Below are 20,563 nucleotides of genomic sequence, written 5' to 3'. Positions count from 1 at the left end.
GGTTTTTCGTCGGTCTAAGGAATTGACACACTCATGAAGACCACGGAGGAGGGGGCATGTCCACACTGGAAAATGTGGCAGCACGCATTCATGCTGACTTCGCGGAACTACTCTCCATTGTTGGAAACGCCCCCTCCCCCGACCTCGTGGTAGGCAACCTCGACCACATCAAAACCATCGAGCAGGCATGCAATATCAAAGCCTCATTTGATTCACTTGTCGCCTACTCCGCCGACCAAGCCATCAATAGGCAACTGATCACCGCCGACACCGCCACGGACTTCCTCATGGACGAGCTGAACCTATCATTTCAGGAAGCCAACAATCGCCTCCGACGCGGCTACGTTGATCATGCGCCCCTGCCGCAGGACACCGTAGAACCAGAAGCCGCCGAAATGCAACGGGAGCAAGCACGACAAAAAGCCATTGACGCCCACATCAGCGCCAGCAAACTCAACACCATTAACCAGGTCCTCGACAATCTTAGAGATGGCACCACCCCTGCGCGACACGACCTTTATCTGCAGGCTGTGAACGAAGCCGAGCATCGCAACGACCGCGACCTCAAAACCTGGGTGACAAAAGCAGTCCGCCGCGCCAACAAAACCGTTGCGGCTGACCCGCAGGAAACCATGAAAAAACGCAGGTTCACCATCTCCGGTCAAGACACCGATGGCAATCATCCTTTCTATGGCACCATGACCGCAGCCCAACAAGCCGTGATCACCGCAGCCATCACGCCTCTTTCCCACCGAGGAAGCCTAGTCAACGTCAGCGACAAAGAGGACACCCGGAGCCTCGCAGAACGCCGCATGGACACCCTCGCCTACATCTGCGAACAACACCTCAAGGCGACATCCGCTAATAATTCCTATGGCATTGCGTCACTAGTCATCTCGACCACAGCCGACGAACTCGCACATCTCACCGCAGCCACGGAACTACCCACCAACACAGGAACTCTCCTGAACCCCATCGAAGCGGCGGCGCTTCTAGGATCGCCCTACGACTTCCTGGCCATCCACGACCTGGATAACCCCGGTAACCTCAACCTCCAACGCACCCGGCGCAACGCGACAGCCTGGCAAAAACTCGCGTTATTCGTTCAGGAACTCGTGTGCTCGCACCCGGGTTGCGACGCCCCCGCCATCACGTGCGACCAACACCATATTGACGCGTGGAGCTTCGGCGGCACCACCGACCTGATTAACCTCACGCTACAGTGCCGACACCATCACAGATTCAACGACGACACAAAAACCAACGCACAACGCGGATACGCCACCCGGCTTACCGACGGCGATAAACGCGTAGGGTACGCTGACCCCGAGCACCCAGACACCGTGCTGCTGAACACAACATCAGCACATGACGAGTGCGCCGCCGAAAAACTACTATGTCAGCGAAGGCAGCACTAAACACCCCTCCCAGCAACTCTGAGAGGGGTACCAGTGCTGCATTTTTCAGCGTCCAGCTTTCTAGTTCAAGCCCGCGTAGGAATGCAGGCCCGACACCACAATATTGATGAAAAACAGATTGAACACCATCGTCGCAAACGCAAACACGTTGATCCACGCAGCACGCTGATCCCGCCACCCCGATGTAGCACGAGCATGCAGATACGCCGCGTACAACATCCACGTGATAAATGACACCGTTTCTTTGGGGTCCCATCCCCAGAACCTGCCCCACGCGGCCTCAGCCCACAACGCGCCCAAAACAACACCCAAGCCGAAAATCGGCAGCGCCCAAATCGCCGCACGATACGCGATCGCATCCAAGGTTTTAGCACTGGGCAAAGGCTTAGCGATAGCACCAAAGAAGCCCTTCTCCTGCCCCACCGGCTGCCATGATCGCAGCACGTACATCAACGATGCCAACCCCGAAATCAAACCAATACCACCGCCAATGGACACAGTGGACACGTGGAACGGGAACCAGAAAGACTGCAGCGCAGGAACCACAGGGCCTGATTGGGCATATAACTTCGTCCCGCCATAAAACAGCAGTGCCAGCACCGGGGTAAGCACCCACGGCCACACAATCCGGTACTCACGTCGCTGGAACACCACCGCAGCAATAGCCAACGCAACGAAAGTGGTGACCGACACATATTCATAGAGGTTGCCCCACGGGAATCTTCCTGCTGACAATCCACGCAGCACCACCGATGTGCCATGAATAATAATGCCCAACCACACGAGGCTCTGCGCCATACCACCAAACTTGTCAGCAGCGTCCGCGCGTGCCTCAAAAATGTCCTGCGGCTCCGACGCTCCAGTAATCTCATCCCCACCAGCCCCCACAAGAACCTTGGACTCACGGCGGGCGTCGATAAGCATCTGCTGCTTGACGTAATACACCAGTGACATGACTAACGCGACAATATAAATCGCGAAAGCTGCCTTGAATGCCAAATCAGAATAGTTGGCAAAAGTCTGGTTTACAGGCATGGTGATGACCTCTTTTGGCATGGTTATGAACTAGTACAAGACACTACCCGATCAGTCGTTATCCTCGTCGTCCTCTTCTAACTCCTCCGATGACTCCTCCGGCAGCCGCAGAATCGCCCGCTGAATACGCTCAAACTCCGCCCCCCAACCGGCGCGATCCGTCCGTGCCAGCCCGCCGATGGACACCGCTGTGCCTCCCGCAGTATCAGGCTGCATCCGCACCCACACGCGACGCCGCTTCACCGACACTGACCCCACCAAACCAATCAGGGTGACAACGGCGGCAACGAGCACCCACACTTGGGCTGGGTCGTGACTCACCTGAAGATTAGCAAACTCGTTGGCCCCATCGAACCGCACCACCGTACCATCGTCCAAGGTGACGCTTTCCCCCTCCATGAGATTGACGCGCTCGATTTTCTGCAGTTCACCAGAATGCGCGAGTCGTGGGTCCAAGCTGTAGATCGACTGCCCACGCCCATCATCTAAACCGGCGTTGCCACGGTACACATCAATGGCCACCCCTGGGTTGCGCATTGCAGGGAATGACGAACTCATAATATCCCCCTCGCCACCGCTGAACTCGGCGGTAGGAGCAAACAATCCCTGAATAGCCAGCTGTTTTTGACGGCGTTCAAACAAGTCCGAATACATTCCAGCCGGAGGATCAAAACGCAGCACACCTGATGACAAGAAAAACGTCGGATCGTCGGGGCGGAACTGCACCATCTGGGTGCGCGATTCACCGTTAGGCCAGGTCACTGTAAAACGCGGGGCATAGCCATGGCCCTGCAGGTACACGCGATCCCCGGCTATACGCAGCGGGTGGTTAACCCGCAGCCGATACTGCTCCCATTCATTGGTATCCGTAAAAACCTGATCCCCCTCAGCCCACCGCACATCAGAGGTAAACATTTTCGCCTGGCCGTTTGGCAGATAATCAGCGGAAAAGTCCTCCACCTTCACGCAGAACGGTTTCAGTTTCCCACCATCAAACAACGCACCAAACCGGAACGAATCATAGTTAGCCACCGCCGTGTTGCAGAACTGTGAATTCTCTGTCCCCGCAACCACAACCACTTGTCCCTCGTAGTAAAGCATGCGGCCCAAGCCAACAGCCACCAAAATACCCACCAAGCCGAGGTGAAAGACCAAGTTGAAAAACTCCCTGATGTACCCCTTCTCCGCTGACAGTGATGTCGCCCCGGCGCGATCCTCCTCCGGCGTGTAGCGGGCAACCCGCCAGCCTTTGAGCATGCCGGGTTGCACCACCTCATCAACAGCGCAGTCCACGACCCCCGAGGCATGCAACGGTAAGCGCGCCATATTTTTGGGGGCACGCACCGGAGGGGTTTTCATGGCGCGATAATGCTCCCAACTACGGGGAAGGATGCACCCAATAAGGGACACAAACAACAGCACGTAAATCGCGGTGAACCACACCGAAGAGAAGACATCATAGAGCTGGAGTTTGTCGTAGATTTCACCCACGCGACCGTTGTTGGCAATGTACTCATCCACTTTGTCAGCGTTGAGTGAACGCTGCGGCAGCAGCGCACCTGGTATCGCCCCCAGCGCAAGGAGAAACAGCAACACCAGCGCCGTGCGCATACTGGTCAGCCAACGCCACAGCCACCGAGGACCCGAAAGGGCACGGCGAAGCCAGGGGTTTTGTGCGGACATGTAACCTCCGTGTTATCTCACTACATTAGTGTGCTAAATCAGCGTGGTGCCATAGTCCACGGTCCATTGGCGCACCCAGGTGATGAAGTGCGCCCACTGCCCACTCACCAGTGCTATTCCCACAAGGATAAGCGCAACACCACCGGCGATTTGAATGGCGCGCGAGTGTTTCCGCAACCAGCCTACGCCACGCATGGCACGCGCTGACCCCAGAGCCACCACAAGGAAAGGCAACCCCAGCCCCAGGCAGTATGCGACAATCAGTACGATGCCACGGACAGCCGTCATCCCCTCTGTACCTGCGGAAATGGAAATAATAGCCGCCAAGGTGGGGCCAAGACAGGGAGTCCACCCCAGGGCAAAGACCGCCCCCAACAGGGGCGCCCCCACCCACGTGGACCAGCGCCGAGGATGGAAACGACGCTCGTTTTGCAGGGCAGGAATCATTCCCATGAACGCAAGGCCCATGACAATGGTGACCACTCCCCCCAGCCGCTGCAGCAGCTCAGCTTGCAGGGTAAGCGCACTAATGGCACCAAACACGGTGGCCGTTGCCAGCACAAATACCACGGTGAAACCCGCGATGAACATCAACGCCGCACCGGCAACCCGCCAGCGGTACTGTTGCCCACCCACGACCCCCGCGAGATAGGACATGTACCCGGGAACAAGCGGCACCACGCAGGGGCTGGCAAAACTGACGAAACCTGCGGCAGCGGCGGCCAGTATTCCTAGCAGCAGCGGCCCCGATGCCACGACGTCGGCAAACTGCGCACCAGTGCCACTCATTGCCCGTCCAGAGGTTCATCCAACAGGGGCTGTACGGTCTCCATAAGCTCCTTGGCGGTAATTTCTCTCACAAACACAGCTGCTGGGCGGTGCTGCCGGTCAAGCACGATGGTGGTGGGAACAACCGACGCGGGGACCCCACCCAAAGCAGCCGCAGTTTTAAACGGTGGATCGTAGATGCTGGGGTAGCTAATTCCGTTGTCTGTGACAAAGTCGCGCGCCGCCTCAGCCGAATGGTCCCGCACGTTAATGCCTAGCACTGTGCCACCTTTGCTGGAGATGGTCTCCTGAACTTCCTGCAGGTCATCCGACTCACTGCGGCACGGGGCGCACCATTGGCCCCACGCATTGAGCACCACGATCTGGCCCTTATAATCGTCAAGGCTGATTGTCTTCTCAGGATCCATGAGCGACTCACCACTGAAGTTCTTCACTGGCTTGCGTTCATTTTGCGGGTAGGTGACTTTGGTTTGTCCACCAGGAGCGTAGAACGTGAAAGTCCCGCCCACCGCCACAGCATCCTGTCCAGCAGTGTTATCTTCGCCGCAGGCGGCGAGCAGCAAACTGGCCGCCGCCAAGGTTGCGATCACGGTGTTACGCATGTCGTTTCTCCCGCGCGGGCTCGGTGTAGTAAATGTCTGTGATCACCTCATCATGAAAGACCAAAGACGTGACACTGGCAAGGTCGCATTGCCTGCTACCAGGATTGTGTGCGAGGGGCAGCTCCATGACCGCGCGTTGCACACACACAATCGGTAGCTGGTGGCTGACCAACACGGCTTCATGGCCCTCCGCCTCCAGTCGGGCACGCTCCACGGAATCCATCATGCGCTCAGCAATGTCAGTGTAATGTTCACCCCAGCTTGGCAAAGACGGATCACGCAGCATCGGCCAGCGCACCGGGTTCCACAATTGCGAACGCCAGCCGCGCACACGCAGCCCCTCCAGCTGATTTCCAGCTTCAATCAGCCCCTCATCCACAACGATCCCCAGGTTGAAGGTTTGCGCACAAGGCTGCGCCGTTTCCTGAGCCCGCTGCAGTGGCGACGCCGCGAGATACACGACGTCATGCCCACGCAGGGACGCAGCCGTGCGAGCGGCTTGGTTCCGGCCTCGCGTGGACAAGCGATAGCCAGGTAGACGCCCGTAGAGGATTTTTTCCGGGTTATGGACTTCCCCATGCCGGATGAGGTGAACAATGGTGGTGCTCATGTGCTCTTTCGCTATGCGTTCGTGTCGTGTGCGGCCGCCGCAGCCTTTGCTGCAGGAACCAATGCTTTTTCAATCTTGTCAAAATCATTGTCGGTGAGGGCACTGGACACAAACCAGGTCTCAAAAACCGAGGGCGAAACAAACACACCGTTGTCCAGCAGCGCATGGAAAAACGCTGGGAACCGGAAAGTGTCAGCCGCTTTCATGTCCGCAAAATTGTGTCCCTCGCCATCCGCAAACCGCACCGACAGCATGTTGGACGCCTGCTGGATATGGTGCGCAACCCCTTCTTTACTCAACGCCGTGCTGACAAGGTTACTCAGCAGGTCAGCATGCTTATCGACGGCGCGGTACACCTCGGGCGTCGCCAAGCGCAGCGATGCCATACCCGCCGCAACGGCAACCGGGTTACCAGACAATGTGCCCGCCTGATACACCGGGCCTTGCGGTGCGAGGTAGTTCATGATGTCGCGGCGACCGCCGAACGCGGCGGCGGGCAGCCCACCCGAAATGACCTTGCCGAAGGTGGTGATGTCCCCGGCCACCCCATCAACGCCGAACCAACCACTGTAGGACGTGCGGAACCCCGTCATCACTTCATCCATGATCAGCAACGCGCCGTATTCGTGGGCAATGTCACGAAGCGACTCATTAAAGCCCGGCAACGGTGCGACCGTCCCCATGTTCCCAGCCGCCGCCTCAGTAATGACGCACGCAATGCTATCGGGATTGTCGGCAAACACCTGGCGTACCGCCTCACTATCGTTGTAGGGGACCACAATCGTGTCCCCGGCAGTAGCTCCCGTCACACCTGGCGAGTCTGGCAGTGAGAGGGTTGCCACTCCCGAACCCGCAGACACCAACAACGAATCCACATGTCCGTGGTAGCAGCCCTCAAACTTCACGACCTTAGGCCGACCAGTAAATCCACGGGCCAGGCGCACCGCCGACATGGTGGCCTCCGTTCCAGAGTTCACCAGCCGGACTTCCTCCACGCTCGTGCGATCCACCACCATCGCAGCCAACTCCACCTCAGCGGTAGTAGGCGCACCAAACGACAATCCCTTCTCGGCGGCTTTGGTCACTGCCTCGACCACCTCAGGATGCGCATTCCCCATCAGCATGGGTCCCCACGAGCAGAACAGATCAACATACTCGTTGCCGTCCACATCAACGAGCGTGGACCCCGCGGCGCTGGCGATAAAGCGGGCTTGTCCCCCCACCGAGCCAAACGCCCGCACCGGGGAATTAACCCCACCGGGGGTGAGAGTGCGGGCGCGGTCAAACCATTCGGCAGAAAGGGAGGTGTTAGTCATGGCGACCATTCTAACCTCCCCACCTCCAGTGCTACCCCAGCAGTTCGTGCGCTGCCTTCCGTGCCCCCACGATCACGTTGGGAACACCCACGCCATCGGCCCATGCCCCAGCTACCCCGATCTGGGGAACGTTGGACAGAAGGGAACGCACCGTAGCAACACGAGCAAGGTGGTCGTGATCGTAGCGCGGCAGACCACCATACCAATGCTGCACAAATATTTCGGATGGTTCTCCCCTGTACCCGGTAACTCGGGTGAGGTCCTCCAACGCACGATCCACAAGGTCGGCCTCGGTGGTGTTGAGCAGAATGTTTTCCCCAAACCGCCCAAACGATGCTCGCACCAACGCCCCGCCACGTTCCCGCAGGTGTGGCCACTTATTGGAGGAGAACGTGAACGCCTTCACCTGCACGTCAGGTTCATCGGTGGCAACAAGAATGCCGGAATTATCGGGTAGCCCCTCAGTGTTGTCGAATTTCAGCCCCACCACGGCGGAACTGGCCAACTCTACTTTTTTCAATTCAGTACTGGCTTCCGGGGCGACAGTCCGGAGCAATAGTGCCGTAGTCGGTGCCGGGGTGGCCAACAGGATGCGATCGTATTTCTCCAGCATCTGCGGTGTTAATTCCGAAATAAACGAGTCGATATGAATGCTGGCCCCAGATTTTTCGGCCAAGGTCTCGTACAGTTCGGCATACCCACCACTAAATGTGGCAAACACCGGCCCCTTCCGCGGGCCGCGACGGGCAAGAAGCTTCTCGACGGCCCCGCTGACCGTGATCTTTTCCCCTGCCTCGGCCATCTCATCAAACATGGCGGCAAGCTGGGGAATGGTTGCCCGCACCCCCAGGGCGTCAGCACCACTGGAATACACGCCACCAAGCAGCGCAGAAACAACGTGATCAACAATGCCGTCACCATAGCGCTGGCGGAGCATGATACCAAGGCAGCGGTCTTCACCTACCTGCCAATCCAGCGATTCGCGGTTACGCTCGGCATCAATGTGCACCGCCTCCTCGGTGCTGATCAGTCCCTCAACGGCATCAGAGGTTGCAGGAATCCCCATGACTGTCTCGGTGGGCATGGCGTGCAGCTCACCGCCGGCGTAAATCGCTGGGCGCGCGTCCGAGGGGTAGACCACATGATCCCCGAGGCCAAGGGACTCGAAAAAGTCGGTGGCATCGGTGCGGACCGCAAGGTAAGCTTCGGCCCCCATGTCCACCGGGCCGTCGTTAAACGCAACGGTACGCAGCTTCCCGCCAATACGGTCGTCGGCTTCAAACACGTCGACCTCATGGTCGCGGAGTTCGTAAGCGGCCGTAAGCCCGGCAAGGCCCGCACCAATGATCGCGATCTTCATGGTTTAGTTCTCCTCGTGGATAATCGACACGGCCTCGGTGATAACACCAGGGTCTGTGGTGGGCAGCACGCCATGCCCTAGGTTGAAAATATGCTGACGCGCATGCCCCTCCTGGATGGCGACGCGGGCTTGGTGCTTAATCACAGCCACTTCCCGCGCGATGGCATCCCGACCAGCAAAAAGCATGGCCGGATCCAAGTTTCCCTGCAGCACCTTCGGTTCCACCATGCGCTGAGCAGCCTGGTCAAGAGGAACCCGCCAGTCCACGCCCATCACTTCCGACCCGGCTTCTGACATCACGCCCAGTAGTTCCCCCGTGCCAACACCAAAGTGAATCCTTGGCACGCGGGCGACCTCAGCGAAAATCTCCGTGGAGTATGGGAGCACATGAGCGCGGTAGTCGCGTTCAGTGAGAAACCCCGCCCACGAATCAAACAACTGTAAGGCGTCAATTCCGGCATTGATTTGAGTGGTGAGGAACCTCACAATCGTGGGAACCAACCGTCGCATCAGCGTATGCCAAGCATCCGGGTCGGAATGCATCATAGCCTTCGTTACATCATGGTTTTTGCTGGGACCGCCTTCCACCAGGTAACTCGCCAGGGTAAACGGGGCACCAGCGAAACCGATAAGAGCCTGCACTGGGGTGAGTTCTTCCGTAATCAGTCCAATGCCAGTAGCGACCTCATCCACATCATTCTCCAAAATGGGCAAGGCTGCCGCGTCACGGAGCGAGCGGATCGGCTGCGCAACCACTGGCCCCCGGCCGGGCACGATATCCACGTCCACGCCTGCGGCTTTCAGTGGCACCACAATGTCTGAAAACAAGATGGCGGCATCAACATCGTGCCGACGCACTGGCTGCATGGTGATCTCGGCCAGCAGTTCCGGCATGAAGCATGAATCCAGCATGGGAATGCCTTCCCTCACCTCACGGTATTCAGGCAAAGAACGGCCAGCCTGACGCATGAACCATACGGGGGTGCGGGTTGGGGTACGCCCTTGCGCGGCATCAATAAGCGGGGCGTTGGTGAGGGTGCGTGACATAAGGCCCATTATGGTGTTTTCTGCGCCAGCCACAAAGTTAGTGAAGCCTCAAAAACGTCGAACTCGATTGGACAGTGTTTCAATCACCAAGGACGAGCCGATCATCATGATTGTCGCGGCCATTGGGTGCACCACACCCATGACCGACAGCGACATGGCCACCACGTTGTACACCCAGGCAAACATGATGTTGCGGTCAGCAACCGCCGTGACCCGGCGCGCCAGGCCGAAAAGCTCGGGAATGGATGAGACGTCGTCGCGCAGCACCACCACGTCCGCCTCGGCGAACCCCAGCGATTCTGGGTTGCCCATGAGGATCCCCACATCGGCGACGCGCATGCAGTCCAGCACGGAGGTTTCACCCACCAACGCCACATTCGCGCCACGGGCGTGAACGCTGCGCACGGCGATTTCTTTTTTGCCGAGGGCAATGCCTGCCAGGACTTTAGAAATACCAAGGTTGTCGGCGAATCGACGGGCGACTGGGTAGGTATCGCGGGAAAGCATGACTGTTTCCACACCCATCTTTTCCAGGTCTGACACGGCGTTGGCTGCGTCGTCTTTGACACTGTCATACAGGGTGATGACGCCGCGGGGTTTGTGCTTCCAACTCACAACCAGGGGCGTACCACCACTGGTGGCGGCTGTGGCGAGTTTGCCTTCCAGGGAGGATAGGTCACGGGGACGCCACAGCGTCGCATCGACTTGCCGCATTTCAATGTCCCCGTCCCCGTTTTTAAGGGGAATTTCAATGAGGCCGGTGTAGCTCCCGTCCTTGGTGATGTGGGCATGGGAGACATCTATCCAGTGGGGGACTTCTTCGCCACCCGTTCCGGCATCACGCGCCTCCCTGGATGCGCGGACGAGGGCTCGGGACACCGGGTGACGGCTTTCCATGGCCAGGGCACCGGCTACACGCAATACCAGTTCAGGGTTTTCTCCGCGTGCCGCCGTCACGGTTTCTACGGTCATGTCACCTTGGGAGAGGGTACCTACGCGATTGAAAATGATGGCGTTGACGTCCACCAATTCCCGCATGGTGTCACCGTTTCGGACCAGCACCCCGCGTCGGGCGCTTTTTTCAATGCCGAACCGCATGGCCAGCGACGTGGACAATGCCAGCGCCACCGGGGCTACACAAGACAGTATTGCCAGTGCAGTGGAGAAGGCTTTGTTGATGTCACCGCTGATAAACCACCAGAGCAGAAAATCAACGGCGGCAAGCCCTAATGCCGCGGGAACCAGCATGGAGGCGCTACGAGTGGCCAGCTGTGCGGTGCGGTTTTCGTGGTGTGCGGCTTTTTCCACCCAGCGTTTCATTGCCGCCAGCCGGGTGCGGGAGCCGGTGCGTTGGACGCGGATTTTCAGCGGTCCTCCGCGGTTGATTCCACCTGCGTACACCTGCGAATTCACTTTGACCGCAATTTCGTCGCGGCCGCCACCAATCAATCCGGGTTCAACAGTGGCGGCACCACCGATGACGTGGCCGTCAACCGGGATGACGGTGTTGGTGGGCACGATGATGTCGTCTCCCATGCGGATTTCTTGAATGGGGATGGTGTATTTGACGGGTTTGGCGCTGTGTGGGTCTTTGCGCACCACCACGACTTCTTTGAGTAACCCCTCTGTGGGAAGAGCTGACTGTAGAAGGCTGGTCCGGCCCTTGCCTGATAGGAAACGCCCAATCAGCAGCAGCACCGTCACGCCGCAAGCAACATCCAGAAACAACGATCTGTGTTCGTGTGTCATGGGGATAATCAGCATCACTGCGGACCACACATAGGCCGCAATGATGGCCACCGAGCTAGCTGCGTCTAAGGCAGGCAGTCCGCGCCGCAGCCCAGCCAACGCGGCCCGGTGAAATGGCCACGCTCCCCACAACACCACAGGAGTAGCCAAGATAAGGCAAGCCCACTGCCAGTCGGGGAAGCGATTGAGTACCAGAACGGGGATGGAGAGCAGGATGCTCAGGACCAACCGTTCCGGGGTGACCAACGTCCGTGGGGTAAACAGCACGTCGGTGGATTGCTGAAGGCGTTCCTCGCGTGTACGTGTGTGCTGCGGGTTGTCGGGTTTCTTTCGCAGTGGTGTCGTCTTAGCGGCGGACTTCCGGTGAGCAAGGAGTCGGTTCCTGCGGTTTTGAATTTCCAACCGCTCTGCGCGGCGCTGTAGGGAGCTGCGTGTGAGTTCCGCTGACACCCCCAGATCAGCCAATACCATCATGATGTCTTCTGGCGAGACATCATCGGGTGCGGTGATCCACGCCATGCTGGTGGGATAAATGACGGATGCACTCACTCCATCAATGGCGCACAGGGAATCTTCCAGTTCGCGAACCTGTGCTGCACCTTTTATGCCGTGAAGGTGCAGTGAGAAGGTCGTCAAACCGCCTCCAGAACGGCGGGCAAGCCTCAACTGGGGGCTTTCCTCAGAAAGGGTTTCTGTACTCAGCCCGGCTTTATGGGCTGCCGCTTTTGCCTCAGCAATAGCCTGTTCAACGTGGCGTTCAGAGGTCTTCAAGCCAGTATCTAAGCCGTCGTGCACTGCCACACAACTCCCCTACCTTGACATCCATTCAATTGAATCTTTACGCGCTCCGAAGATAATTGCAAGCACGGCAAACACTGCTACCACAATCTGCACGGCACCATCAATAAGGAACAACCAGCCCTGCTGCTCCTCAAAGAAAACAAGGCCGCCACGCAACGCCACATATGCGCCGAAGAAGACGAGAAGCCGCAGCCGCCACGATACAGCCAACCACACCACAATCCCCAAAAGGGACAGGGCGAAAACCAGCGCGATCACACTTGACACGGAGATAAAAAAGTCCAGTGTGTTTTGGGGCATGCTCGGATAATATTGCCGCATCTCGGAGCGAATATCACTGGGATCGACGAAAGCACGCACAACACCCAGTAGTTGGTGCACAGCCTCCATAGCGACGGCCGCTAGCCACATGCGCCTGGCCAGCCACAGCGATTCTGGGCGTTCAGAGCGCGTTTCGTGCATGTTGTTCATCGCCGAAAACTTCCTCCACGGTAGCCCGAAGTTCTTTACAGATGGCCAGTGCCAAGTACACCGAGGGAGAATAGCTTCCCTTCTCCACATTCACAATGGTTTGCCGGGACACACCAACACGCTGCGCCAACTCGGCCTGTGACAATTCATGCCAGCGGCGCAGTTTGCGCACCATGTTTGTTTTTGATGGTGATTCCACGGTGACCCCAAGGCTGGCAATCTAGAGTTTCTGCGCCACCTCAGTGGCAAAGTAGGTGAGAATCTGGTTGGCACCAGCACGTTTGATGGACAGCAGCGACTCCATCATCAACGCCTCACGGTTACCCCAGTGTACCGCCGACTGGATCATGGCATATTCCCCTGAGACCTGGTACGCGGCAACAGGAACGGTGGATATGTCGGCCACGGCCCGGAGCACATCGAGGTACGGAAGCGCCGGTTTGACCATGACAAAATCCGCGCCCTGCTCAATGTCAAGCTCCACTTCCAGCAGTGATTCCCGCGCATTGGCGGGGTCTTGCTGATAGGTTGTGCGGTCGCCGTGCAGGGACGACCCCACTGCGTCACGGAACGGACCGTAGAAGGCCGAGGCGTATTTCGCGGAGTAGGCCATGATGGCCACATCGATGTATCCGGCATCATCAAGCGCATGCCTGATGGCCGCGACTTGGCCATCCATCATGCCCGAGGGGCTCACAATGTGTGCACCAGCCTCCGCCTGAGCGACCGCCATTTTTTGGTAGAGCGGTAGGGTGGCATCGTTGTCCACCACGCCGTCCTCGGTAACCACTCCGCAGTGGCCATGGCTGGTGAATTCGTCAAGGCAGGTGTCCGCCATGACCATGATGTCGTTGCCGAATTCCTCCCGCAAGGCACGCACCCCGCGGTTGAGAATGCCCTCTGGGTCCCAGGCCCCTGAACCGATGTCATCCTTGTCGGTGGGAACACCAAACACATCCACACACCGCACTCCCGCGTCCAATGCGTCATGCACGGCCCGCAGCATAGAGTCCCTGTCATGTTGGAACACCCCGGGCATGGAGGGGATTTCCCTGTTCACGTCCGCGTAGAACAGGGGCAGGATGAGGTCGGAGGCACCGAGGCTGGTTTCGGCAACCAACTCCCGCATGGCTGGGTGCTGGCGGAGGCGGCGGGGGCGACGAATCACTGGGTTTTTGCCTTTCGTGAGCGGCGTTTTTTCCTAGGTGGCGGAAGTTGGCCTGCGGCGCGCAAACCGGCAACATGCTCCGCCAGGGCGTCGACAAGCTCGTCCACCCCGGCGATCTCTGGCTGCACGTCCACGCGTAACCCTAGTTCGCGGGCAGTGGCGGCGGCCATGGGGCCGATACAGGCAATGATGGTGCGTTGGTGTGGTTTACCTGCGATACCCACGAGATTGCGCACGGTGGATGAAGAGGTGAAGCACACGGCGTCGAAACCCCCAGACTTGATCATGTCGCGGATTTCGGCGCTGGGCGGCGCAGCACGAACGGTGCGGTAGGCCACAATGTCTTCAACCTCCCAACCGAGGTTGGCCAGCCCGTCTACCAGCACGTCGGTGGCGATGTCGGCGCGGGGCAGCAGCACGCGGCCCACAGGATCTAGGTCTTCGTCGTATTCGGGGAACACCTCCACCAACCCGGCGGCGTTTTGCTGAGTGGGGGACGGCAGCAACTCGGGGGTGATACCGAGTTCCCGGATGGCCGCAGCCGTTTTGGTACCCACGGCGGCGATCCGCACCCCAGCGAAACTGCGGGCATCCAGGCCAAATTCGGTGATTTTTTCCCACAGGGCACTGACCGCGTTGACACTGGTGAGCACCACCCATAGGTAACGTCCCTCAACAATGCCTTTGACGGCGCGTTCCATTTGCTGCGGGTTGCGGGGCGGCTCCACGGAAATGGTGGGGACTTCCTGCGGAATGGCACCATGCCCCGCAAGCCGGGTGCTCATTGGCCCAGCCTGCTCCTTGGCACGGGGGACCAGCACCCGCCAGCCGTACAACGCGCGGTTTTCCCACCACGAGTATTTCGAGCGGTCGTCGACACCCTTGCCGAGGGTGACCACCAGAGAACCCTGCAGGTCGGCATCCAATTTGCCGAGGGTACCCAGGGTGGCGTCGTGGGTGCGTTGCAAGCGCGTGGTGCCGTTGACCGTCACCGACACGGGTGTGGTGGCGGAGATACCGCGGTCACTGAGTTCCACGGAGATTTTCGGCAGGTCCAGGGCCGTGGCCTGCAGCACCAGGGGCTGCGGGGCTTGGGCCAGCTGATCCCAGTCGACGTTTCCACTGGTGATGTCCGTTTCGGTGTAGGTTGAACCCAACGCAATACCCGCAAACACCGGCACGGTGGATGGCACCGACATGCCCGGCACCACCTGAAACTCCACGCCAGCGTTGGCTACGGCCTGGATTTCAGCAAGCACAGCCTCGTTGTTGAGGGGATTGCCCGCAACCAGCCGGATCACATCATGCCCCGCCGCCACTTCGTCCGCGAGCTGCTGGGCAATCTTCTCTGGCGCACCAGAGACTTCACGAATGTCCGCCGCTGTGGGCGCGGGCGGCCGCGGAGGACGACGCCGCGCCCCGTTCGCTTTTGCTTCCGCACACAAACGTTCGTACGCCTCGTCGGCAGCCTTGAGCACGTCTTCCGGCACCGCCAGTTCACTACCGACGACCGCGCGTACACCGTCCAGCACCTGCGGATCGGTGAGCGCCACTGCGGTGCGGCCCAGCACCTCCCGGGCCCTGACCGTCAAAAGGTCAGGATTACCTGGGCCTGCGCCGACGAAAATGACATTTCCCGGCGCAGGTGAAGAGGCAGTGTCGTTACTCATGTAGTTCTTTTCTTGTCGGCTTTGTCCGTAAACATGACACAACACCCCACCAGAACACGATTAACGGGACCGTATCACTCATGGGGCGTACACATGTGGTATGTCAACGATAAAGCATCACAACCAAGTATGCGAATGCGCAGTTAAACAGCATCACGCCGCGACAGCACTGCACAGGCAAAAATATTTCTCAAAGTAATATTTTAGACTGGAGGCATGCGCTACGTTGTCCTAGGACTCCTCATCTTCGCCCCGCGAACCATCTACCAGCTGAATAAACAATTCCAGGTGCTGCTGTTTTACCAGGCCAGCCTGGGCAGCATCCGCACAGCGCTGCAAACCCTAGTGCGCGACGGCAACGCCACCGTCACGGAAACCATTGAGAACGGTCGACTGAAAAAAATCTACTCCCCGACCGAACGTGGCATTGCAACCTTTCAGGAGTGGATGCACAGCCCTATCAGTGGCTCCAACCTGGATACCGCCATGCTGTCGCGGCTCTATTTCCTGGGGCTTATCGACGCCCCGTCCGACCGCCACACCATCCTCACCATGATGCTCACACGCGCCCAGAAAGAACTCGCAGACCTAGAATCACTGGACCGCGAACTCCCGACGCTCCCCCACGAGCACCGCTTCCAGCGGGCCACTCTGGACTACGGCATCGCCACTACGGCATTCTGCGTGAAGTTTCTTCAGGATCTCATCACATCGGAAGCGCCCTGAGCCAGTAGTTCCCTGGCCACCCGTTCCCCCAATTCCGCCGCCTCCGAAACGTCGCTCATAGCGCTGTGAATGAGCTGGCGGCTACCGTCGAGAGCAAAGACCCCGGCGCGCAGTTCCAATCGCCCTGCACGGATGTCAGCGAAGGCGGCGACGGGGGCGGTGCACCCAGCTTCGAGGCAACTCAGCAGGGTGCGTTCCGCAGTGGCACGGACGGTGGTATCTGGGTCGGCAAGGAAATCAATGGCGGCGACGGCACGGGCGTCGCCACTGCGGCATTCTACGGCGAGCGCACCTTGGGCGGGGGCCGGCATGATAATGTGCGGGTCGAAACACTGGGTGGCACGGTCCAGCATGCCGACGCGTTCCAGCCCGGCGCAGGCCAGGATGACGGCGTCGAGATCCTGTCCGACGCGGCCCATCCGGGTGTCAATGTTGCCGCGCAGGGGCTGAATGTCCAGGTCGGGACGAAGTGCCAGGAGCTGGGAGATGCGCCGGGGCGCGGAGGTTCCCACGCGGGCCCCGTGCGGCAGGGTGTCCAGGGTATGGTTGTCGCGGGCGATGAGGGCTTCGCGGGCGTCGGCACGCGGGGGCACCACGAGATGGAAGCGGGGGTCGGGGCTAGTGGGCAGGTCTTTGAAGGAGTGCACGGCAATGTCGCAGTCGCCGTCGTGCAGGGCTTCGCGCAGGGCCTGGGTGAACACCCCAACACCGATGCGCTCGACGGGCGCTTGTGAGCGGTCGCCGGGGGTTGAGATGATGGTGAGTTCGGCGGGGTAGCCTGCGGCGATGAGGGCGTCGCGTACGTGCCCGGCCTGGGTGGTGGCGAGCATGCTGCCCCGAGTGCCGATGGTCAGGGTCACAGTTGTTCCTCCAGGCCGAACAGCTCCTGCAGCGCCGAATCATAGGACACGGTGCCGGAGCGCGCCGCGAGTTCCTTGGCACGCACGGTGGGCTGGTGCAGAAGCTTGTCGACGACCCGTCGCACGGCGCGCCCAACTTCCTCACGGTCCGACTCGTCCATGGTGGGGGTGCGCTGCCCGAGGCGTTGCAGCTCGGTGTCCACCAGTTCGGAGGCCATCTTCCGCAGCGCCGCCACGGCGGGTACCACGTCCCGAACGCGTTGGGCGGAGGAGTATGCCTCCAGTTCCTCGGCGACGATGGCCAGCGCCTGGGATTGCTGTTCGTCGGGGTTGCGTTGCTGGGTCTGATGTAGGCTTTCGATGTTCACCAGTGAAACTCCATCCTGGTCGGTGACGGTATCGTCAATGTCCCTGGGCAGCGACAAATCGATCAGCATGACGGGGTGCGTGACGTTTGCCACGTCGTCTGCGGTGATGGTGAAAGAATCCGCGCCGGTGGCGGACACCACGAGATCCACCCGCGCTAGCGCTGCGGCACGGTCGGCGAAGTCCACAACCTCAGCAGGCACGCCTGCCTCCCGCGCATGCTCTGCGAGAATTTCCGCGCGGCTGCGGGTGCGATTGGCCACAATCAACTTATCGACGCCCAGTTTGCCCAGGTGCGTCGCAGCCAGCGAGGCCATCACGCCCGCACCGAGCACCAACGCGGTTTTTCCCTCCAGGGTGTTGTTTTCAGTGTTGTTGTCACCACCGAGTCCCATGCGCCTCATCGCTTCGGCGCAGGCAAACGACACCATGGAGGCCCCTGCGTCATCAATGTCGGTTTCCGAATGGACCCGCTTGCCCGTGTGCAGGGCGCTTTGCGCCAATGCGTGCAGGGTTCTACCCACCGTGTTGTTGGAATTGGCCTGCTGGTAGGCACTACGCACCTGCCCAATAATCTGCTGCTCCCCCACCACCATGGAATCCAACCCGGAGGCCACCACGAGCATGTGCTCAGCTGCGGCATCGGCGTGATGCACATAGAGGTGGCGACGCAGCACCTCGGTGGGCAGCCCGCTTTCCTGATGCAACACCTCAACCACATCGTTCACCCCAGTGTGGAAGCTGGAGGTGACAGCGTACACCTCCACCCTGTTACAGGTGGATACAATCATGGCTTCCGTGAGGGAGGGTCGGTCTAGGAGGGCACGTGTGGTCGCACTGCAGGCCTCATCAGTCATGCTGACCTGCTCCAACACAGACACGGGTGCCGAACGATGCGACATGCCCACCACAAGCACGCTCACCCTCACTCCTTTTCATCAACCTTATGGACTACCCCGTCGGTTGCCCTCAAGATCACAAAACAACGGTAGTCGGGGGCGCTAATTACCACAACAAAGCCTCAGCTAACTCCTCAGAATCAACCTCCCAACAGGCAAATTCTTCCCCATCCACTACTACCACCGGCACCCTGTCCCCAAATTCCATGGCTAATGATGCGTCCGTGTCTACATCCACCACGGTCAGGTGAGCGTCAGCTGACGCCACCACCGGGGTGATCTGCTCCCGCACACGCTCACACGAACCGCAGGTCCGCCGCACCATTAACTCAACCACATGCATCGCTGTACCCTCATTGCTTTACGATGAAACAAGATCATGCTTACTGGAAGGTACCACCGCGAGTGAACACGCCCAACGAGAACATTGCGATCCCCGGCACCCCGGAGGACTTTCTCGCATCCCTCGCGTCGTCCGCGTCCCGTGGCAACCTCCGACGTTTCCTGGAAGAAACAGTACTACCGCCCGTGGGCGACCGGGAACAAAAAGCGGCAGGCGAAGCAGCCGCAGCGGCGGCGGTGGCACAAACCTATGGCCTAGACCTCAACGACTTCACCTCTGGCATCGAATCCGTGTCCGGCGCGTTTGAAGCCGCAGGGGGCGGGCACGTAAGCTTCCCCAACCCCGACATCCCCCAAGACCACGGTGCTGCCGCGTTTTTCGACGTCGACAACACCCTCATTCAAGGCGCCTCCCTCATCGTGTTCGCCACGGGACTCGCCCGCAAACGCTACTTCAACCTCCGGGAAATCCTGCCCGTGGTGTGGAAGCAAATAAAATTCCGCATCACCGGATCTGAAAACGCCGACGATGTGGCGGAGGGGCGACAACAAGCCCTGGAATTCATCGAAGGGCGGTCCGTGGACGAACTTGTGAGCCTGTGTGAGGAAATCGTGGACACTCACATGAGTGAAAAAATTTGGCCCGGCACACGGGAACTCGCCGAAAAACACCTCGCCGCCGGGCAGCAAGTGTGGTTGGTCAGCGCCACGCCCGTGCAGTTGGCACAGATCCTGGCACGCAAACTGGGTTTTACCGGGGCGTTGGGAACCGTCGCCGAGGTCAGAGACGGAAAATTCACCGGTCGCCTGGTGGGTGACATCCTGCACGGCGCTGGAAAGCAGCACGCGGTGGCGGCACTCGCGGCCGTCGAAAAGCTGGACCTCCTGCGGTGCGCCGCCTACTCGGACTCGATCAACGACATTCACATGCTGTCCATGGTGGGCACTCCTGTGGCCATCAACCCAGATTCCGCCCTACGCAAGGAAGCTATCCGGCGGGGCTGGGACATTCGGGACTACCGCAGCATCAGGAAGGCCATCCGAACCTTTGGGCTACCAGCCCTGTTTACTGCCGCATTCGGCTGGCGGTTTCTACGCAAAGGCACCTAAACGGGCCCATAAAAGCATGTAAGGGCGACACCACGCGCAATTACTACACGCGGTGTCGCCCTTACTGCGAGGCCAGAAGCCGCCGAAGCGGCCCGCACAACCCTACTTGCCGAGTTTCCTACGCTGAACGCGGGTGCGACGGAGCAGTTTGCGGTGCTTCTTCTTGGACATACGCTTGCGGCGCTTCTTAATGACTGAACCCATGGGGTTTCCTCGCTTTTAATGTTGATACGTACAAATACCTGTCGGCCTCAAAAATCGACACGAATGTGTCCTATCATAGGCCGCCACACGCTGGGAGACAAAAAGTCTAGCCCACGTTGTAGTACGAGGAATCCAGGTACTCGTTCACTGCCTTCTCATGCACCCGGAAGGAGCGTCCCACGCGGACGGCAGGCAACTCTCCCGAATGCACCAGGCGGTACACCGTCATCTTGGACACGCGCATGATCTCGGCGACCTCTGCGACAGTCAAAAACGTTCCGTTATCTTCATTAGTCATTTTCTCTATACCCTTCATGCAGAGCGCGCTGCAGGCTTC

The 20,563-nt window shown here is 59.4% G+C and carries 21 protein-coding genes; 3 read left to right on the top strand and 18 right to left on the bottom strand.

The window, feature by feature from the left end; genetic code table 11:
* Positions 1–56: 56 nt before the first annotated feature.
* Positions 57–1,418, top strand: a complete 1,362-nt coding sequence (locus tag CDUR_RS01705) for an HNH endonuclease signature motif containing protein (RefSeq protein ID WP_179418757.1) — start codon at positions 57–59, stop codon at positions 1,416–1,418.
* Positions 1,419–1,478: 60 nt separating this feature from the next.
* Here CDUR_RS01705 and ccsB read toward each other — a convergent pair whose 3' ends face one another.
* The 13 genes from ccsB to CDUR_RS01640 are packed head-to-tail and all read right to left on the bottom strand — an operon-like array spanning position 1,479 to position 15,719.
* A complete protein-coding gene (gene ccsB, locus CDUR_RS01700) occupies positions 1,479–2,453 on the bottom strand; it encodes a c-type cytochrome biogenesis protein CcsB (RefSeq protein WP_179418756.1) in 975 nt (324 codons plus the stop codon).
* Positions 2,454–2,504: 51 nt separating this feature from the next.
* Entirely contained in the window at positions 2,505–4,136 is a 1,632-nt protein-coding gene (locus CDUR_RS01695) for a cytochrome c biogenesis protein ResB (RefSeq protein WP_179418755.1), read from the bottom strand.
* Between the two features lie 33 nt (positions 4,137–4,169).
* Entirely contained in the window at positions 4,170–4,925 is a 756-nt protein-coding gene (locus CDUR_RS01690) for a cytochrome c biogenesis CcdA family protein (protein ID WP_179418754.1), read from the bottom strand.
* The gene (locus tag CDUR_RS01685) at positions 4,922–5,527 is read right to left on the bottom strand and encodes a TlpA family protein disulfide reductase (protein ID WP_006062854.1); all 606 of its coding nucleotides are present in this window, start codon (positions 5,525–5,527) and stop codon (positions 4,922–4,924) included. The genes CDUR_RS01690 and CDUR_RS01685 overlap by 4 nt, the downstream gene beginning before the upstream one ends.
* A complete protein-coding gene (locus CDUR_RS01680; protein ID WP_179418753.1) occupies positions 5,520–6,137 on the bottom strand; it encodes a histidine phosphatase family protein in 618 nt (205 codons plus the stop codon). Before CDUR_RS01680 ends, CDUR_RS01685 begins: the two co-directional genes overlap by 8 nt.
* An 11-nt stretch (positions 6,138–6,148) precedes the next feature.
* Positions 6,149–7,453, bottom strand: a complete 1,305-nt coding sequence (gene hemL / locus CDUR_RS01675) for a glutamate-1-semialdehyde 2,1-aminomutase (RefSeq protein ID WP_179418752.1) — start codon at positions 7,451–7,453, stop codon at positions 6,149–6,151.
* 31 nt (positions 7,454–7,484) lie between these two features.
* Positions 7,485–8,813 carry a protoporphyrinogen oxidase gene (locus tag CDUR_RS01670; protein WP_179418751.1) on the bottom strand — a complete coding sequence of 443 codons (1,329 nt, stop codon included), beginning with the start codon at positions 8,811–8,813 and terminating at the stop codon, positions 7,485–7,487.
* Positions 8,814–8,816: 3 nt separating this feature from the next.
* Complete coding sequence (gene hemE, locus CDUR_RS01665; protein WP_179419176.1) at positions 8,817–9,869, bottom strand: uroporphyrinogen decarboxylase; 1,053 nt, start codon at positions 9,867–9,869, stop codon at positions 8,817–8,819.
* A gap of 39 nt (positions 9,870–9,908) precedes the next feature.
* Positions 9,909–12,410 (bottom strand): heavy metal translocating P-type ATPase, encoded by a 2,502-nt coding sequence (locus CDUR_RS01660; RefSeq protein WP_290208015.1) that lies wholly within the window; start codon positions 12,408–12,410, stop codon positions 9,909–9,911.
* A gap of 9 nt (positions 12,411–12,419) precedes the next feature.
* Entirely contained in the window at positions 12,420–12,881 is a 462-nt protein-coding gene (locus CDUR_RS01655; RefSeq protein ID WP_179418750.1) for a hypothetical protein, read from the bottom strand.
* Positions 12,853–13,056: a helix-turn-helix transcriptional regulator gene (locus tag CDUR_RS01650; protein WP_040359341.1), complete on the bottom strand. Its 204-nt coding sequence runs from the start codon at positions 13,054–13,056 to the stop codon at positions 12,853–12,855. The genes CDUR_RS01655 and CDUR_RS01650 overlap by 29 nt, the downstream gene beginning before the upstream one ends.
* Positions 13,057–13,101: 45 nt before the next feature.
* Complete coding sequence (gene hemB, locus CDUR_RS01645; RefSeq protein WP_179418749.1) at positions 13,102–14,049, bottom strand: porphobilinogen synthase; 948 nt, start codon at positions 14,047–14,049, stop codon at positions 13,102–13,104.
* Positions 14,046–15,719 carry a bifunctional uroporphyrinogen-III C-methyltransferase/uroporphyrinogen-III synthase gene (locus tag CDUR_RS01640; RefSeq protein ID WP_179418748.1) on the bottom strand — a complete coding sequence of 558 codons (1,674 nt, stop codon included), beginning with the start codon at positions 15,717–15,719 and terminating at the stop codon, positions 14,046–14,048. Before CDUR_RS01640 ends, hemB begins: the two co-directional genes overlap by 4 nt.
* Positions 15,720–15,935: 216 nt before the next feature.
* Between CDUR_RS01640 and CDUR_RS01635 the strand changes: the two genes are divergently transcribed.
* On the top strand, positions 15,936–16,445 hold the full coding sequence (locus CDUR_RS01635; RefSeq protein ID WP_179418747.1) for a PadR family transcriptional regulator: 510 nt from the start codon (positions 15,936–15,938) through the stop codon (positions 16,443–16,445).
* On the opposite strand, the gene hemC is transcribed toward CDUR_RS01635, so the two are convergent.
* The 3 genes from hemC to CDUR_RS01620 form a co-directional block, all read right to left on the bottom strand.
* On the bottom strand, positions 16,415–17,305 hold the full coding sequence (gene hemC, locus CDUR_RS01630; protein WP_179418746.1) for a hydroxymethylbilane synthase: 891 nt from the start codon (positions 17,303–17,305) through the stop codon (positions 16,415–16,417). The two genes, CDUR_RS01635 and hemC, sit on opposite strands and share 31 nt — an antisense overlap.
* Positions 17,302–18,594: a glutamyl-tRNA reductase gene (locus tag CDUR_RS01625; RefSeq protein ID WP_179418745.1), complete on the bottom strand. Its 1,293-nt coding sequence runs from the start codon at positions 18,592–18,594 to the stop codon at positions 17,302–17,304. The genes hemC and CDUR_RS01625 overlap by 4 nt, the downstream gene beginning before the upstream one ends.
* Positions 18,595–18,676: 82 nt before the next feature.
* Complete coding sequence (locus CDUR_RS01620; protein ID WP_006062841.1) at positions 18,677–18,913, bottom strand: glutaredoxin family protein; 237 nt, start codon at positions 18,911–18,913, stop codon at positions 18,677–18,679.
* A 23-nt stretch (positions 18,914–18,936) separates the two neighbouring features.
* Here CDUR_RS01620 and CDUR_RS01615 point away from each other — a divergent pair, with 23 nt between their 5' ends.
* A complete protein-coding gene (locus tag CDUR_RS01615; RefSeq protein WP_218865465.1) occupies positions 18,937–20,022 on the top strand; it encodes an HAD-IB family hydrolase in 1,086 nt (361 codons plus the stop codon).
* Between the two features lie 102 nt (positions 20,023–20,124).
* On the opposite strand, the gene CDUR_RS01610 is transcribed toward CDUR_RS01615, so the two are convergent.
* Both CDUR_RS01610 and CDUR_RS01605 read right to left on the bottom strand, forming a co-directional pair.
* Entirely contained in the window at positions 20,125–20,226 is a 102-nt protein-coding gene (locus CDUR_RS01610) for a 30S ribosomal protein bS22 (protein ID WP_003402602.1), read from the bottom strand.
* Positions 20,227–20,332: 106 nt separating this feature from the next.
* A complete protein-coding gene (locus CDUR_RS01605; RefSeq protein ID WP_040359457.1) occupies positions 20,333–20,524 on the bottom strand; it encodes a helix-turn-helix domain-containing protein in 192 nt (63 codons plus the stop codon).
* Positions 20,525–20,563 lie beyond the last annotated feature (39 nt).

This window comes from Corynebacterium durum (assembly GCF_030408675.1).
In the GTDB taxonomy this organism is placed as follows: Bacteria; Actinomycetota; Actinomycetes; order Mycobacteriales; family Mycobacteriaceae; genus Corynebacterium; species Corynebacterium durum.
Note: the sequence above shows the minus strand (reverse complement) of the source record. Positions and strands in the feature narration are given on the sequence as shown.